The organism is Clostridium paridis (genome assembly GCF_016765615.1).
GTDB classification, from domain to species: Bacteria; Bacillota; Clostridia; order Clostridiales; family Clostridiaceae; genus Clostridium_T; species Clostridium_T paridis.
In genome coordinates, this window is the sequence record NZ_JAESWA010000022.1 from 262,326 (window position 1) to 277,915 (window position 15,590).

Genomic DNA, 15,590 nt, shown 5'->3' on the forward strand with positions numbered 1-15,590 from the left:
GTACGCCCCTAAGTAAACTTAGTAAATCTACTCATATATATCTGAAAATTCAATTCTCACTTTTTTCATATAATTTCTTTCAAGTTGATTTGCACACTTATTTTTAGTATCATCATTAATTGAAATATCTAGCAAAGAAATAGTGAATTCACTGCCTTTACCTAATACACTCTTTACTGAAATACTTCCACCTTGCATCTCAACTAAAGATTTTGCTATAGCTAGTCCTATTCCACTACCTTCACATGATTTTGAAATAGATTTATCCACTTGAATAAACCTATCAAATATTAATTCTTGCATGCAGTCTGGAATTCCAATACCTGTGTCCTTTACAGAAATGCATACTTTATTGTCTTCTAAATGTATTTTAACAAAAATACTTCCACCTTTTTCAGTAAACTTTACGGAATTAGATAACAAGTTTAATATTATTCTTTCAATTAAATTAAGATCACAAGCTATAATTTTCTCTTCAATTTCTGTATCAAAAATAATAGCTATTCCTCTATCTTTAATAAAATCAGCTACAGACATAGTTATGTCTTCAATTATCCTTATAATATCATAATTTTCAAAATTCACATCAAAATTCAAAGCATCTATCTTAGTAATATCAATTAAATTTTCAATTATCCTTATTAATCTATAAGAATTTTGTTTAATCATATCTAAATACTTATTTAATGTATTATCGTAAAAGTTACTCTTCTCTACATTTTCTTCCATAATTTGCTCAGCACAATATATTACATTTAATGGAGTTCTAAGTTCATGAGATATATTCGCAAAGAAATCCGTTCTTAGTTTCTCATACTCTTTAAGCTTCCTATTTGTTTCCTCAAGTTTTTTCTTACTTTCTAAATTATTTTTGTTATTTATAAAATCTTGCGAAAAGTGCTTAAAATTGATATTAGATGCTATATAAGCAAAAAGTGCAACTATTACTACATTAACCATATTACTAAATAAAGATCTTATATCATGAACTATATGAAATATTCCTAATGAAAAAATTAGCATTGAAATGAAATAAGTAACAAATGCTTCTAATGGTGAGATATATAAAAGCGCTGATATACATAGAATGCATATAAGATATGCAGAGATTTGTCCACCTATACTTAGATTATTTAATGCCATAAACATACACCAATATAGTGATATATTTATAAGCAATATATAATAAACCCTTAAACTTAGTGTTTTTTTGTATTTTTTATGCATCTTCAAGAGAATGAACCATAATAAAATCAAAATTATCACTGTAATGTGTGAATAGAATAAAAATATATATGATGAAGTTTTAGCTCTCATAGGCTTATAAACAATTAAATCCATAATTAACAAAATCGTGTTTAATATCAAAAGTATTGTACCAACTTTTTCGCATCTACTTATATTTGTATATATTCTATGATTTTCAAATTCATACTTATATTTCTTTATATTTGACTTAATATTTCTAATTTCACTATATTTGTTTAAAATTGAACGCATGCTAACCCCTCTAGAAATAATTACATTTTATGTATTATTTTGTAATAATGCATATATTTTACCACATTATTAAACTATTCTACAATTATACCAATAACCCTTTTTATAACGAGGTTTTTTCGCACGACAAAAAAATCCATATATTGACTTATAATTCTAGAATGTTATGGTTTAATTAATACATGACGTTCTTTCATTCTTCTAAAAATAATATTTCCAACTTTCATTAATTCCAACCAGTGGTTGCATTTTAAAATCTTGTAAGATATACTCATTCTATATTTTAGAATTACTTTATTGTTTTATGAAGATAATGTTTTTCTCATTATCTTAAGGAGGTAAACTATGACTCAAGAAAAAATGTTGTCAATTATAATTCCAGTATATAACGCTGAAAAATTTCTAATTGATTGTTTAAATTCATTAGTAAATCAATCCTATAAAAATCTAGAAATAATATTGATAGATGATGGATCTAGTGATAATAGTAGAAAAATTATTCATACTTTTATGGAAAAGGATTCAAGGATAGTAGGTTATTTTAGAGAAAATTCTGGAGTTAGCTCAGCTAGAAATTTTGGAATACAGCATTCTAAAGGTGACTATATAACTTTTGTTGATGCTGATGATTGGTTAGACCTAAACGCTTATGAAGAAACCATTAATCAATTTAATAAAACTGATTGTGATGTTGTTCTTTTTAGCTATATTAAGGAATTTAGTTCTACAAACAGAATACCCGAGATACTTCCTTTTAAATCAGAAGAGGTCTTAGATAAAAATAGAATTTATAATGACTTGGTATTAAATTTAATATCTTTTGATGATGAAACAAAAGAGTCTATCATGGGAGCAATTTGGAGATGTGTTTTCAAAGCTGATTTGCTAAAACTTAATGAAATACTTTTTGATACTGAAATGCATTATGCTGAAGACTTGATTTTTTGTTTAAATGCATTTAGTAAAAGTAATTCTATAAGAATAATAAACAAGCCTTTCTATCATTATAGATTTAATACTTCTTCAATAACTGCTCAGTATAAAAGTGACCACTTTGAGAGGCAATTATTTATATATGACAAAATTAAGGGATTATTTAAAAACAATAATGATAATGTTTTAAATGATAGAATGAATATTATGATGCTTCGATATATAATAAATGGAATTGCACATATTTGCAATACTTCCATGACCTTTAATGAAAAATATAGTAGTGTAAAAAAAATACTTAACAATAAAAGAAGTGAAAATCTAAGAAAACACTATACTATTAAATCAACTAAATATAAAATACTTAAATATAATCTTCCCTTAATTACTTTTCTATTAATTAGTTATATAAACAAGAAAAGCAAAAAGAGAATGAGTAATTAATATACCATTCTACCATAAATTACTTGTATATCTGCTCCTTTTCTATACGAAATATTTACTATACGTGTAAAAAGGAGTGGTTAATCTGAAGTACTTAAGAAAATTTTCAACAATTCTAACTTTAGTAATGTTTTTTGCTTTTAATAGTCAATTTATTTCAGTTGCAGCACTTTCTGTTCCTAAAGCACCTACTTCACTAGCTTACTCTGGAATAACATCTGAGAGTGTTAAGTTAAGTTGGCCAGCTGTTTATGGTGTTAAAGGCTATAAAATCTATCGTTCAAGTAATAATTCAAGCTATTCATTAATAGCCTCAACTGCACTTACAAGTTTTAAAGATTCATCACTTACGCCCGGAGCATTATATAAATATTATGTAAGAACTTATACTTCTGCTGGTATATCTTCTTCTTCATCTACTCCGGTAATTAGTCTTAATACTAAAAAGAGTCAAGCATCAATACCTACAGCGCCTGCTTCATTAAATTATTCTGGTATAACTTCAAGTAGCGTTAATCTAAGTTGGGGTTCAGTTTCTAATGCTAAGGGTTATAAAATATATCGTTCTAATGTAAATAGCTCTACTTATTCGTTAATAGCATCTACTGCACTTACAAGTTTTAAAGATTCATCGCTACTACCTGATACAAAATATAGTTACTATATCACAGCTTATAATTCAGCTGGTTCATCATCAGGCTCAAAGGTAATCACTTTTTATACAAATAAAATAAGTCTTGATGCTCCTAAAGAATTTACATACTCTATAGTCTCATCAAGTAGTATTAAATTAAGCTGGACCTCTGTTACAGGTGCTACAGGTTATCAAGTATATCGTTCAAGTTATAATAGCCTAAGTTATTCATTAATTGCTACTACTTCTTCAACTAGCTATTTAGATTCAACATTATCTTCTAACACAAAATATTGGTATTATGTAAAGGCATTTAGCTCTAATGGTATTTCCCCAATTTCTCCAATAGTATATATTAGCACTACTAAAAAGATTGTACTTGGGTATGCTACATATTATTTTTCCGGTGATAGTTCCTCTTATAACTCAATGGTTTCCAATAATTCAACTATTGATGAGATTGCCACTGATACCTTCGCCACTGATGGTACTGGTAAAATTACTGGGCTAATTCCAACTAATCAAATTACTTATGCTAATAATAATGGAATAAATATATTTCTAATGATAACTAATAACTTCGATAAAGATATAGCAAAGAAATTGTTAGAAAGTTCAACAAATAGAAAAACACTAATAAATAATATTTTAGGTGCATTAAAAACTTACGGATATAAAGGTGTAAATATTGATTTAGAAAATATCTACTATTATGATAGAACTTATCTATCAACATTTATGAGTGAGCTTTATAGTTCACTTAAACCTTTAGGTTATTACGTAACCATAGCAGTCCCTGCAAAAACTAATGGTAGCGCCACTGATGATTGGGGCGGAGCCTTTGATTATTCTACAATTTCTAAATATTCAGATCAGATATTAATAATGACATATGATGAACATTATTTTGGAGGAACTCCAGGACCAATAGCATCCATTGGTTGGGTTGAAAATGTAATTAAATATGCACTAACTGTTATACCTAAGGAAAAAATATTATTAGGAACTGCTGCTTATGGGTATGACTGGTCTTCAAAAGGATCAAATTCTTATGGAGCATCAGAAATTTATGATTTAGCACTAAAGTATAATACTACAATAAAATGGGATTCTATATCACAATCTCCTTACTTTACTTATAAGGATTCTTCTGGAGTTATTCATACAGTATGGTTTGAAAATTCCTATAGTGTAAGCTTTAAACTAGATCTTGTAAATAAGTATGATTTAGCTGGAATAGGTATATGGAGACTTGGGCTTGAAGATCCTGCTTATTGGACAAGTATTAAAACAAAATTAATTAGATAAACTTATAATTTTCAGATTTAAAAACAGAGCAGAACAAGTGAATATCAGTGTTCTGCTCTGTTAACTTTTAAATAGTATTTATTTCTAGATTATATTGTTCCATATATTAGTAAGTTTCTTACCATCATCTTTATAATAAATATAAGCAGGCTGCCAGTAGGCTCCAATATACTCACGTTGTCTAGTATTAACTGATACATATATTTCACAAGGATTTTCCGTTGCCTCAATTCTTACAACATTATATCTTTCTGGAACCCCAGGCCATAAGGAACCTTGATTCGCACTTAAAGCTCCTGCTCCAATCATAATCATATTTGGATTAATATTTTGAGGATTTAAATAATCTAGACTTATTGTTCTATGCACATGTCCATGCATATAAATCTTAAAATTCTCATTTTGCATTGCATTTGCAAATGGAATATCCTTTCCATACCCATTAGTTAGTTCTTCTGGGTGATGCCCAACAGCTATTTTTATCATATTCTCTTTTGGAAGCATTCTTGATGCTTTTATTAATCCATCTACATCAAAATAAGTTACTTGACGATTAAATTGATCAATGTTTGCAGCTGTATTAAGCATAAAAAATGCTATTTTCTTATTATCTAAAAAATCCCCATATATTACTTTAAGTTGCTCCTTTGGGTTATCTGGAAATGGTTCACCATATAACTTTTCGTAAAGATATTTGCTATAATTAGTAAACTTCTTATCCCATTCTTCTTCATTTCTCTTTAAATAGAATATATCTGTCCCCACATTAGTTACTACTTTATCGTTTGGCCCTGGAATTCCCTGAGTCAAATGGTAACTACTCATAGTTACATCCCAGCTTAAATCATGATTTCCTGGTACAATAATTATTTTATTGTAAGGAAGCATTAATTTTTTACTTAGTATATCAATAAAGTGAAATGCTTTTTCAAAGGAAATTTGTGAGTTCCCGAAGTTTACAAAATCACCACTCACTACAACATAATCAATATCTTGTAATCTTAGTGTATTCTCAACATTATCAAAGTACACTTTCTTTAAATCTTTTATGAGAAGATAAGCTTCATTTTCTTCATCTATATTTTCATCAAAATGCAAATCACTTATATCTACGATATAACCTTTTCTTTTATAAGATTTCTCATTTGTGGTAATTAACTCATTGCTTGTCCAGTCTTTTGTTTCTCCAATCACTTAACCTTACTCCCCTTTCTAAGATTTCTTTTTCACTAATATAATATTCTGGAAAGTAATTATAGTTTATTAAATTTAATAACGCCTCTCTATGTTGTTTTAATATAAGATAATAATACAATCATACCAATCTTAATATAGTAACATGTATTATCCATTAATAATATTATATTAGTAAGATATTTAGGTTTATTAATATATCTCTTCCTATATAAGGAGATTGATAATAAATGAGACTATACACTATACAAGGTGCAACTGATGCATTGCTTTTTGTAGTAGAAGAAGGTAATCCTTCGGGGAAACCCATAGTTTTCATACATGGTGTTTCCCAAAACAAACTTTGCTGGATTCGACAATTAGATTCAGACTTATTAAGAGATTATAGACTTATAGTTTTGGATTTACGTGGTCATGGGTTATCTGATAAGCCCTTAATTGGATATGATGATGAAAAGATTTGGGCTTATGATATTCATTCAATAATCACCTATTTAAAACTTGATAAACCTTTTCTTGTAGGTTGGGAATATGGAGGAAAAGTAATACTTGATTATATAACTATTTATGGTGAAGAAAATATTTCAGGAATAAATCTTATTGATGTTGGAACCTCTTCTGGTATTTATGGTGGACGTTACTACACTTCGACATCACAAGAAATACTATCTGGGCTAATGTCATCGGATGCTTTAATATGTAACAATTCACTACAGGAATTTGTTCGTATGCTTTTTTATCACTCCCCTTCTGAAAAGAATTTTTACTTCTTCTTAGGCTTTATCTCCATTGTTCCACCATATGTACGTGAAGCAATAATTAAAAGAAAGGTTTCCTATGATGATCTCCTAACTAAAATTAATGTACCAGTACTTCTTACCCATGGTATCGAAGATGAAATACTCTATCCTTCTCAATCAATAGATAACTCAAAAATTATTAAGAATGCTAAACTATCCCTTTATGAAAACACTGGTCATTCACCTTTTTGGGAAAAACCTATAAAATTTAATAAAGAATTAGTTTCATTTATTAACGAATGTTATAACAATAAATATCATTCTTAGATCATAAAAAATATAGACCACCATACTAAATGATGTATGGTGGTCTATTAAATAATTGTCACTAATTAAGGATAATTTTAGAATCATAGCAGAAAATATATATAATTTATAAATATAGAAATAGGAGTGACTCTCATGAATAAAAATTACAACTCAAAATTTTCTATTATTACAAAATTGCTATTATCTTTATTTATATTACTATCACTTAATATTACTTATATAGCACTAAATAAAAGCTACAAAATTAAAGCTTCAGAACCTGAACTATATATAAGGCCAGAAAAAGTTAGAATAGATGCTGCTAAAAAGCTATTGGTAGAAGGTAACAAAAGATATGTAGATAATAAAACTTTTGCCAATGATATTAGTGATACTAAGCGTAAAAAATTATCAAGTAATGGACAAAAGCCATTTGCTGTAATTTTAAGTTGTTCTGATTCTCGAGTTCCTCCTGAATTAGTTTTCAATCAAGGTCTTGGGGATCTATTTGTGATTAGAAATGCTGGAAATGTTGTAGATCCAATTGTTTTAGGAAGCATCGAATACGGGGTTGAACACTTAGATGTTCCTTTAATTGTAGTACTTGGCCATGAAAAATGTGGCGCGGTTGAGGCAACTATAAAAGACGGAGAGGCATCCGAAAACATAGCATCTATTCTTAATAAGATTAAACCATCCTATAATAAAGTTAAAAATAAAAATCAAAATATTGATGAAGTTATTAATTTAACTGTTAATGTAAATATAAATAATTCAGTAGCAATTATTAGCCAAAGTCCTGTAATAAAGAAACTTTTAGATGAAAAGAAAATTAGCATTATTGGTGCCAAATATAAAATGGATACTGGAGAAGTTATCTACGATTTTAGTAAATAACAACTTTACTACATACCTTTTTTAGATAATGGAGAGCACTAAATTAAGAAAAATGGAGGGTTTATTCTTTATTTCTTAAAAAATCAGTTAGTACTCTATTAAAGTCTGTACATCTATCTTGATTTGCACAATGGCTAGCTTCATTAAAGTTAATTCTATAGTAATTTGCATTATCTATACACCACTTGTTAGTTAAATTACCAATGCTCCTCATAGAATCCTTTTTTCCATAAACTATTAAAGTCTTTTTATTTATCTTATATCCTTTTTCAAAATGAAAAGCATCAGCAGTTTTTAAAAATATTTTAACAAAATCTTTCTTACCAACCTCTTTTACTGTGCATTTTATATAATTTCTTACATCTTCTCTTAATGCACTTAATCTTATACCTATTGCTAGTAGTACACTCCACGGACACATTGGCATCAAAATATGTGCTACTTTAATATATACTTTTTCTAAAACTGATAATTTCATTGTATTACATGGGCAATCTATTAACACTAACTTATCTATTCTATCTGGATAGTAAAATGCCATTTCTTGTGCTAATATTCCTCCCATTGACTGCCCAACTAATATTGCTTTATCTATTCTTTCTATATCCATAATATTTATTAAGTCTTCTACTAATAACTTAATACTAAATTGTTTACCTATTGGTCTTGATAATCCATGCCCTCTTGCATCCCATTCTAATATTTTATTACTATATTTAATTGCCTCAACTTGTTCTTTGAACATATTATGATCTAAACCTGCACCGTGTAAAAACAATACCCAGGGTCCATCTACATCTTTAGACATCCAATAGTGAATGTTACATCCATCTTTCCTTATTGTTTTCGCTAATAAATTTTCCTTCATGTTACCACCACATCATCTTTTCTCAATTGTACTTATCTTTTTTAATTCATTATTAATACTATTTACAAATCTATCTTAATAAATGCAAAAAAAAGAACCCCATTTAATGAGATTCTTTTTATATACTTAGCTAAAATAAATATTTAGTGACCCATCATTATATTTTGCACTGGCTATTTCTTTAGATTGAAGCTTATTAGGTAATATTAAACTTCTTCTTTCATTTTTAATAGATATAGTTATCTCATCGCCTTTTTGAGATAGCTTTAATTCTTTTTTATCTATAAATGGCATATTAATTCTTAATAAATATCCTTCCTTATCGGTCTCAACAGTAAATATTTTATCTTTAAATAATATTTCTTCAGGGTTAACATCCCTATAAATACTATCCCCTACTTTTTTAAGCATATCATATTCTCTTAACTCATTATTCATTAGCTCAAGCTTGAAAATTGGAATGCCTTTAAAACTTTGATAAATATCTTCAATGCTTTCATTTTGGATTTTTTTCCACTTTTCAAAGTATCCCATTAGAGAATCCTCTGAAAAGATCTTGTTTATTATTATTCCATCTACATTATAATTAAAAAGATGAAGATATGAAAAACTTCTCTTTGCTTCCTTGACAACAATTTTTTCTGGTGTAGTAACTATTCTTAAACTTACTACATCTTTGTTTAAAATAAGAGAATGTAGTTCATCTATCTTAGAATATATCTTCTCAATGTCATCAAAAGCTTCATCACTTGGCATTGGAATTTTTACAGTAGCTTCAATTATTGGTTTAGCAATTTTTGCTCCCTTTCGTTTTATTGGGAAAAGCTTCTCCATCCACCATTTAAATAAATCTGGAAACTTTAGTAGAGACATGGTTTCTCCAGTTGGAGCACAATCTACTATTAATACATCATATATGCCCTCATCATATATATCTTTAATCTTTAATAAAGAAAGTAACTCCTCAAATCCGGGAAAAACTAATAACTCCTCACTCTCTATATTTTTTTCAGACTTTAACATCATGAGCTTTTCAATATAACCTTTTATATTACTCCAAGCCTTTTCATTTTCAATAATACTATCTATTTCCATTGCATAAAGATTTTCATTTATTTCTACTGGTTCATCAGAAAGTTTTACTCCAAATGAATCTCCTAAGCTATGAGCTTGATCTGTACTTAATACCAAAACTTTTTTTCCTTCACCTGCTATTTTACATGCAGTAGCTGCAGCCACACTAGTTTTGCCTACTCCACCTTTTCCTGTATACAATATTATCCTCATAAATCCACCTCCTGTAGTTTAAGAAAAATCAATATTTACTTTTTTTATACTTTTACTATTAGTTTCTTTAACCTCTTCCTTTAACAACTCCACAGCAACATCCTTTAAAATATTAACCGAATCATTTTCTAATTCTTCTACCTTTTCCCTAACTTTAGTAGGTAGTATTTCTTTTATTGCTTCATACTTCAATTTTTCAGCTTTTATAATTTTCTTAATAAATTCTCTATTCATAATCTTCACCCTCAATTATTCAAAATAAATGCTTAAAAGTTCGTTATTAAGTTTTGCCGATACAATTGAATACCTTCTTATTACATTAGGTACAGGAATATTTCTTTTGAAGTTTCCTATTTTTACAATTATATCTGTTCCAGATTCAAAAAGATCAAAATCTTTCTTGTCAGAAAAGGGAACAAATACATCTAGACGATAGCCCTTTTCAGTTCTTTCAAAAATTTCGTTTATTGTTGTTTTTAATACCTTAAATAAATTATTATCTTTTAGAGAATCATCTACAATTCTCTCTAGTCCTTTTGTTCCATTAATATCTACTTCATACCATTTTATTTTGTATATGGGGATGTTCCAAAACACCGAATATATCTCATCTAAATAATTTTTTTGTATCTGTTTCCACTTATCAAAAAAGCCATTGTCTACTTCTTCAGGTATTATTCTATTGATATATAGTCCATCCACATTAAAGTTATATAAATTTAAATACATATAACTTCTTTTGGTTTCTTCTACAACCATTTTTTCAGGTATTGTCACAAGTCTTATACTACAAACCTCTCTATTCTTTAAGAGATTTTGTAATGTTCCAAGTTTAAAATATAACTTTTCAACATCATTCATTGCCTTTTCATCAGGCATCTCTAACTTGAAAGCTATTTTTGAAATTGGTCTTAATACTTTAAGAGCTATTTTTTCTAATGGAAAAAGCTTTTCCATATACCATGAAAAAAGTTCAGGAAACTTTAATAATGATAAGGTTTCACCTGTAGGTGCGCAGTCTACAATAATCAAGTCATATATCCCCTCATCATATAGTTCTTTTATCTTAAGCAGTGAAAATAATTCTTCTATTCCTGGAAAAACTACTATATCTTCTAATACTTCTTTATCCTCCTCATTTTTAAAGGAAAGCATATTTTTAAATGCATCTGAAATATTTCCATAATATCTTTCCATCTCATGATTTGAGTCAATCTCCAATGCATAAAGATTATTAAATATTTCTATTGGCTCCTCCTTTATTTCCTTCATAAATAAATCACTTAGATTGTGTGCCATATCAGTACTTACAATTAGTGTTTTCACGCCTTCATTTGCAGCTTTTACTGCATGTGCCGCTGCAGTACTGGTTTTACCAACTCCACCTTTTCCAGTAAAAATTATTATTCTTCCCATTAATATCCCTCCAATAATTCTTTCTTAGAATAGTTCTTGTAACGAAGTATTTCTTTTAAAAAATAACTTAGTTTTCTAAGTTATTCTATTATTATTCTTTTGACCTTTTTAGGAGATTTTTCATCATCTTTGCTTTTCCCTTTTTTAAGTATCGAAAGTGTTTTGTTAAATATGCTCATAGCAGCAGCTTTTTCTTCTGCAGTTAAAGAATTAAATATCTCTTTAAAATAATATTCAAAGCTCTTTTTTTCTTCTTCCATAAAAAGGTTTCCTTTTTCAGTTAAAACAATATTAACTACCCTTCGATCCAAACTATCTCTTTTTCTTTCTACCATCATTTTCTTTTCTAGTCTACCAACAACTCCTGTAGCAGTATTTAAAGGAGCATTAATATACTCTGCTATCTCACTCATATTAACATTTTTCTTTCTATATAAAATTAAAAGAGTTAATATTTCATTTTTTGAATAATCTAAAAATGCATTACTCCACTGATCTGGAAAAAGCAAAAATTTTAGTTCATCAATATAATTGAAAATTAATGATTCAAAAGTAAAAGTTTCATTATGCGACATATTAATCTCCTTAAATAGTTCTTTGTCCGAAGTATATTTTCATTCTACACCCGAAGTAATTTCATGTCAATATGTTCCATTAATAATTCTCTATAAACTGTTCTCTTTCATTGTATAAGGTTTTATAACCTAAATTCAAAGATAAAAATACAGTCATACATACTGATGTACAGATGGCTATCATTATAGCTATTTGATACATAATAGCTGTAGTTGGAAGTGTTCCTGATAATATTTGTCCAGTCATCATACCTGGCAAAAAAATTATTCCCATTCCTAACATAGAATTCAAAGTTGGAATTAAAGCTATTTCTAAAGAATTATTTGCAAAAGGCCTTAGTATCTCTTTAGGCTCTATACCTAAATTAATTAGCGCATTAATTTTTCTTCTTTCTTTATAGACTGAATCCATAAAGGTTTTAGCTCCAATATTAATTCCTGTCATTGCATTTCCTATTATCATTCCTGCTAAAGGAATTGTATATTGAGGATTAAATAGAGATTTGCCAATAACAACTATTACAAAAAAAATTAAGACAAAGAGACCTGAAAAAGTCAAAGAAATTCCTATTGCAACTTTAAACTTTTTATTAAGATCATTTCTACCTTTAATTACCCTATTAATAGAAAAAGCTATCATAAGTACTATAAATATTAAAGTATAAATAGGCTTGGGATTACTAAAGACATATTGCAAGATATATCCTACTAGTATTAATTGAACTGACATCCTCAAACTTGCAACTAACAAAAGTTTTGTTTGCTTAATCTTAGATTTTTTCATAAGGATTAATACTATAATTAGTAGTAAATATATAAGTAAAAATTGAATAATACTTAATGCAACTGCCCCCTTCACCTTACTCTCTCCTTTATGATTTCAATTTTATTTTCACAAAACTCATTAGTAATGTTTTTGTCATGACTTACAATTACTATTTCTATATTTTTTTCTTTACAGAAATTAATAATATTCTTAATCATTTTCGAACTATTTTTATCATCTAAAGCCGAAGTGGGTTCATCTAATAGCACTACTTTTGGGCATAATGACAGAAATATTGAAATATAAACCCTTTGTCGCTCCCCTCCTGATAAAGTTGCTGCATTTTGATCCAATGGAACATTTACTAGACAAAGTTCAGTAATATATTTCACATAATCTTCATTTGGAATTGGAAGTCCTCTTAAAGAATAGATTTTTTTAAAGTTATCTAATATACTATCTTCAAATAAAAATGGTTCTTGAGAAACCAAACTTACATCTCGTCTCAATAAAATTGGATTATATTCATTTATATCCTTCCCACCATACAATAATTCCCCAGCTTCAGCACTAATTGAATTATTTAATAACTTTAAGAAAGTGCTTTTACCACTACCACTTTCGCCTACGATAAAATTAACCTTTCCTTTTTCAATAATAATGTCATTATATATTAACTTATTTCTATAAATTACATTCTTAGCTCTAAATAAAGGTTCAATCATGATATTCACTTCCTTAACCGAAGAATATATACTTGATAAATCAATCTAGATATAAAAATATGCTATTGATATTCTAATTTTAGGGTATCACAGAAGGAATTGTAGTACAAGCGAAATAAAAACGTATTAGAGCTTAGTGCTCTAATACGTTTTTACTTAATATGTACCTTGTTCATTATATGTTTTGTGCAATTTTGTTTAATTCTTCTGACATAGCTGTTATTTCTTCTACACTTGCTGTTATCTCTTCTGTAGCTGCTGCTTGTTCTTGACTTGCAGATAAAGACCCTTGGCTTTTTATACTTGCTTCTTCAACTTTTGATTTTATTCTGTCAGTTAATTCTTTAATCTTTGGCACTGTGCTTTTGGATTGCTCTGATAATTTTCTTATTTCTTCTGCAACAACTCCAAATCCTCTTCCTGCTTCACCTGCTCTTGCTGCCTCAATTGCTGCATTTAATCCAAGCATCTTAGTTTCATCTGCTATTTCTTTAATAAATGAAGATACTTCATTTATTTCTTCTGATAAACTAGTTATCTCTTGAATTTCTCTATTAAGTTCTTGCTCATTTGTATGTATACTTGTTGCAGACGCTGCTAATTCTTCTATTGCCGATGCTATGCCTTCAAGACCACCTTCAAGATTTTGTGACATGTTACGTAGATTAGCTGCAACCTCTTTAGGCGTAATTATCGCAAAGCTTCCAACTGCTTCTTCTGGATTATCCTCATCAAAAAGTGGATAGCAAGCTTCAAAGGTTGGTATTCCATATACTGATTCATCAAGTTCTACTATAGTCGGTTGCTTTGAGTTCATAGTTTTTCTTGCTATTGAATCACTTGTAAGTGTATCATTAATTTTCAACTCTGGCACATCAAACTTTTTAGATGCTTGTTTACCTAATATCTTAGTAGTATTAGTTGTAAATAAAGTAGATCCTTCAGGAAACATCTCTGATAACATTGGAGCAAAGTCTGGAAATGCCTTTACTACAGGATGTAACCTTGGAATTAAAATAGAAAATGCTCCAACCACTTCATCCTCATCATTAATCAAAGGAATTGCAACTGTTCTTAATCTTGTCCCATAAAGTGTGCTTGGAATATTTTCAGCTAATGTTCTTCTCTCATTCATAGCTTTTTGGGCCATGCTGTTACTTTTAATTACTTCTCCTACATTAAACAAATCCAATTTAAATGCATCTGACTGCTTTCTCCATGTAATTGTATCCCCCTCAATAACTAAGTATAAGATTCCTCCAGGTATTATGTTAACCTGAAGTTCTGCCATAGCCTTTAAATATTCTAATCCATTAATTGATATCATGATACTAACTCCTTTTCTAAGTCATACTTAAAAATTTCTTTTTTTAGGTTTGATGCATTGAGTATTATTATTATTCTTTGTTCTATAATATTGATTCCCTCAATACTATTTTTACTTATGCCCATAATTTCTGAATCTAGAACCTGAATATCTCCTCCATTAATTCTTATGACTTCAGAGACATCATCAACAATTATCCCTGCCTTCATACCATCAATATCAAGTATTAATAATCTACTATCGGATGTTCTTTCTTTTACTTCGATTCCAAATCTTTTCTTCAAATCAAAAACTGGAATTGCTTGTCCTCTTAGATTGATAATACCTTCAATAAATGAAGGGACATTAGGCATTCTTGTAAATTTAGGTATGCGAATTATTTCTTGTGCGTACGAAATATTTATTGCATATTCCTCTTCTCCTAAATTAAATACTACTAACTGATAGGAATTCAAGTATAACAGCTCCTTCCACAAAAGTGCTTTAATTTTAAATTTAGTTACTTTTGTCTGTATTTGTAATTTTTGCATAAGCAAATTTATTTTAATTATAACTTTCATTAACTTTAATTTATAACAAAATTTTATTGTATAAAATACAACAAAAAACTGTAGAAGGGGAAGCTATAAGTTTCTCCTTAATAGCTTCCCCTTTATAATATTTATTT

General features: G+C 28.4%; 15 protein-coding genes. 4 read left to right on the forward strand and 11 right to left on the reverse strand.

From position 1 onward, the window contains the following. Nucleotides 1–27 precede the first annotated feature (27 nt). Nucleotides 28–1,500, reverse strand: a complete 1,473-nt coding sequence (locus JK634_RS08950; protein WP_202767307.1) for a sensor histidine kinase — start codon at nucleotides 1,498–1,500, stop codon at nucleotides 28–30. Nucleotides 1,501–1,845: 345 nt separating this feature from the next. Here JK634_RS08950 and JK634_RS08955 point away from each other — a divergent pair, with 345 nt between their 5' ends. Continuing rightward, complete coding sequence (locus tag JK634_RS08955; RefSeq protein ID WP_202767308.1) at nucleotides 1,846–2,877, forward strand: glycosyltransferase family 2 protein; 1,032 nt, start codon at nucleotides 1,846–1,848, stop codon at nucleotides 2,875–2,877. Nucleotides 2,878–3,004: 127 nt separating this feature from the next. Beyond that, nucleotides 3,005–4,819 carry a glycosyl hydrolase family 18 protein gene (locus tag JK634_RS08960; protein WP_202767309.1) on the forward strand — a complete coding sequence of 605 codons (1,815 nt, stop codon included), beginning with the start codon at nucleotides 3,005–3,007 and terminating at the stop codon, nucleotides 4,817–4,819. Nucleotides 4,820–4,903: 84 nt separating this feature from the next. Here JK634_RS08960 and JK634_RS08965 read toward each other — a convergent pair whose 3' ends face one another. Next, a complete protein-coding gene (locus JK634_RS08965) occupies nucleotides 4,904–6,013 on the reverse strand; it encodes a metallophosphoesterase (RefSeq protein ID WP_202767310.1) in 1,110 nt (369 codons plus the stop codon). A 230-nt stretch (nucleotides 6,014–6,243) separates the two neighbouring features. Here JK634_RS08965 and JK634_RS08970 point away from each other — a divergent pair, with 230 nt between their 5' ends. After that, on the forward strand, nucleotides 6,244–7,080 hold the full coding sequence (locus JK634_RS08970) for an alpha/beta fold hydrolase (protein WP_202767311.1): 837 nt from the start codon (nucleotides 6,244–6,246) through the stop codon (nucleotides 7,078–7,080). A gap of 135 nt (nucleotides 7,081–7,215) precedes the next feature. Beyond that, a complete protein-coding gene (locus tag JK634_RS08975) occupies nucleotides 7,216–7,959 on the forward strand; it encodes a carbonic anhydrase (RefSeq protein ID WP_202767312.1) in 744 nt (247 codons plus the stop codon). 61 nt (nucleotides 7,960–8,020) lie between these two features. Here JK634_RS08975 and JK634_RS08980 read toward each other — a convergent pair whose 3' ends face one another. From JK634_RS08980 to JK634_RS09020, 9 genes are all read right to left on the reverse strand, one after another. Further along, nucleotides 8,021–8,827, reverse strand: coding sequence for an alpha/beta fold hydrolase (locus tag JK634_RS08980; RefSeq protein ID WP_202767313.1), 807 nt, complete (start codon nucleotides 8,825–8,827; stop codon nucleotides 8,021–8,023). Between the two features lie 126 nt (nucleotides 8,828–8,953). Continuing rightward, nucleotides 8,954–10,114, reverse strand: coding sequence for an ArsA family ATPase (locus tag JK634_RS08985; RefSeq protein WP_202767314.1), 1,161 nt, complete (start codon nucleotides 10,112–10,114; stop codon nucleotides 8,954–8,956). An 18-nt stretch (nucleotides 10,115–10,132) separates the two neighbouring features. After that, nucleotides 10,133–10,348 (reverse strand): hypothetical protein, encoded by a 216-nt coding sequence (locus JK634_RS08990; protein WP_202767315.1) that lies wholly within the window; start codon nucleotides 10,346–10,348, stop codon nucleotides 10,133–10,135. A gap of 15 nt (nucleotides 10,349–10,363) precedes the next feature. Continuing rightward, entirely contained in the window at nucleotides 10,364–11,530 is a 1,167-nt protein-coding gene (locus JK634_RS08995; protein ID WP_202767316.1) for an ArsA family ATPase, read from the reverse strand. 80 nt (nucleotides 11,531–11,610) lie between these two features. Then, nucleotides 11,611–12,105 (reverse strand): MarR family winged helix-turn-helix transcriptional regulator, encoded by a 495-nt coding sequence (locus JK634_RS09000; protein ID WP_202767317.1) that lies wholly within the window; start codon nucleotides 12,103–12,105, stop codon nucleotides 11,611–11,613. Nucleotides 12,106–12,184: 79 nt separating this feature from the next. Then, on the reverse strand, nucleotides 12,185–12,964 hold the full coding sequence (locus tag JK634_RS09005) for an ABC transporter permease (protein WP_202767318.1): 780 nt from the start codon (nucleotides 12,962–12,964) through the stop codon (nucleotides 12,185–12,187). Beyond that, nucleotides 12,961–13,596 carry an ABC transporter ATP-binding protein gene (locus JK634_RS09010; RefSeq protein WP_202767319.1) on the reverse strand — a complete coding sequence of 212 codons (636 nt, stop codon included), beginning with the start codon at nucleotides 13,594–13,596 and terminating at the stop codon, nucleotides 12,961–12,963. The genes JK634_RS09005 and JK634_RS09010 overlap by 4 nt, the downstream gene beginning before the upstream one ends. 175 nt (nucleotides 13,597–13,771) lie before the next feature. After that, a complete protein-coding gene (locus JK634_RS09015; protein WP_202767320.1) occupies nucleotides 13,772–14,923 on the reverse strand; it encodes a methyl-accepting chemotaxis protein in 1,152 nt (383 codons plus the stop codon). After that, nucleotides 14,920–15,453, reverse strand: a complete 534-nt coding sequence (locus JK634_RS09020; protein ID WP_243425590.1) for a chemotaxis protein CheW — start codon at nucleotides 15,451–15,453, stop codon at nucleotides 14,920–14,922. Before JK634_RS09020 ends, JK634_RS09015 begins: the two co-directional genes overlap by 4 nt. Nucleotides 15,454–15,590 lie beyond the last annotated feature (137 nt).

What these genes read in the sequence shown, in the direction of transcription:
- JK634_RS08995 (WP_202767316.1), bottom strand. Translation starts at nt 11,530, where the DNA reads ATGGGAAGAATAATAATTTTTACTGGAAAAGGTGGAGTTGGTAAAACC.
- JK634_RS08980 (WP_202767313.1), bottom strand. Translation starts at nt 8,827, where the DNA reads ATGAAGGAAAATTTATTAGCGAAAACAATAAGGAAAGATGGATGTAAC.
- JK634_RS08970 (WP_202767311.1), top strand. Translation starts at nt 6,244, where the DNA reads ATGAGACTATACACTATACAAGGTGCAACTGATGCATTGCTTTTTGTA.
- JK634_RS09015 (WP_202767320.1), bottom strand. Translation starts at nt 14,923, where the DNA reads ATGATATCAATTAATGGATTAGAATATTTAAAGGCTATGGCAGAACTT.
- JK634_RS08955 (WP_202767308.1), top strand. Translation starts at nt 1,846, where the DNA reads ATGACTCAAGAAAAAATGTTGTCAATTATAATTCCAGTATATAACGCT.
- JK634_RS08960 (WP_202767309.1), top strand. Translation starts at nt 3,005, where the DNA reads ATGTTTTTTGCTTTTAATAGTCAATTTATTTCAGTTGCAGCACTTTCT.
- JK634_RS09000 (WP_202767317.1), bottom strand. Translation starts at nt 12,105, where the DNA reads ATGTCGCATAATGAAACTTTTACTTTTGAATCATTAATTTTCAATTAT.
- JK634_RS09020 (WP_243425590.1), bottom strand. Translation starts at nt 15,453, where the DNA reads ATGCAAAAATTACAAATACAGACAAAAGTAACTAAATTTAAAATTAAA.
- JK634_RS08975 (WP_202767312.1), top strand. Translation starts at nt 7,216, where the DNA reads ATGAATAAAAATTACAACTCAAAATTTTCTATTATTACAAAATTGCTA.
- JK634_RS08990 (WP_202767315.1), bottom strand. Translation starts at nt 10,348, where the DNA reads ATGAATAGAGAATTTATTAAGAAAATTATAAAAGCTGAAAAATTGAAG.
- JK634_RS08985 (WP_202767314.1), bottom strand. Translation starts at nt 10,114, where the DNA reads ATGAGGATAATATTGTATACAGGAAAAGGTGGAGTAGGCAAAACTAGT.
- JK634_RS09010 (WP_202767319.1), bottom strand. Translation starts at nt 13,596, where the DNA reads ATGATTGAACCTTTATTTAGAGCTAAGAATGTAATTTATAGAAATAAG.
- JK634_RS08950 (WP_202767307.1), bottom strand. Translation starts at nt 1,500, where the DNA reads ATGCGTTCAATTTTAAACAAATATAGTGAAATTAGAAATATTAAGTCA.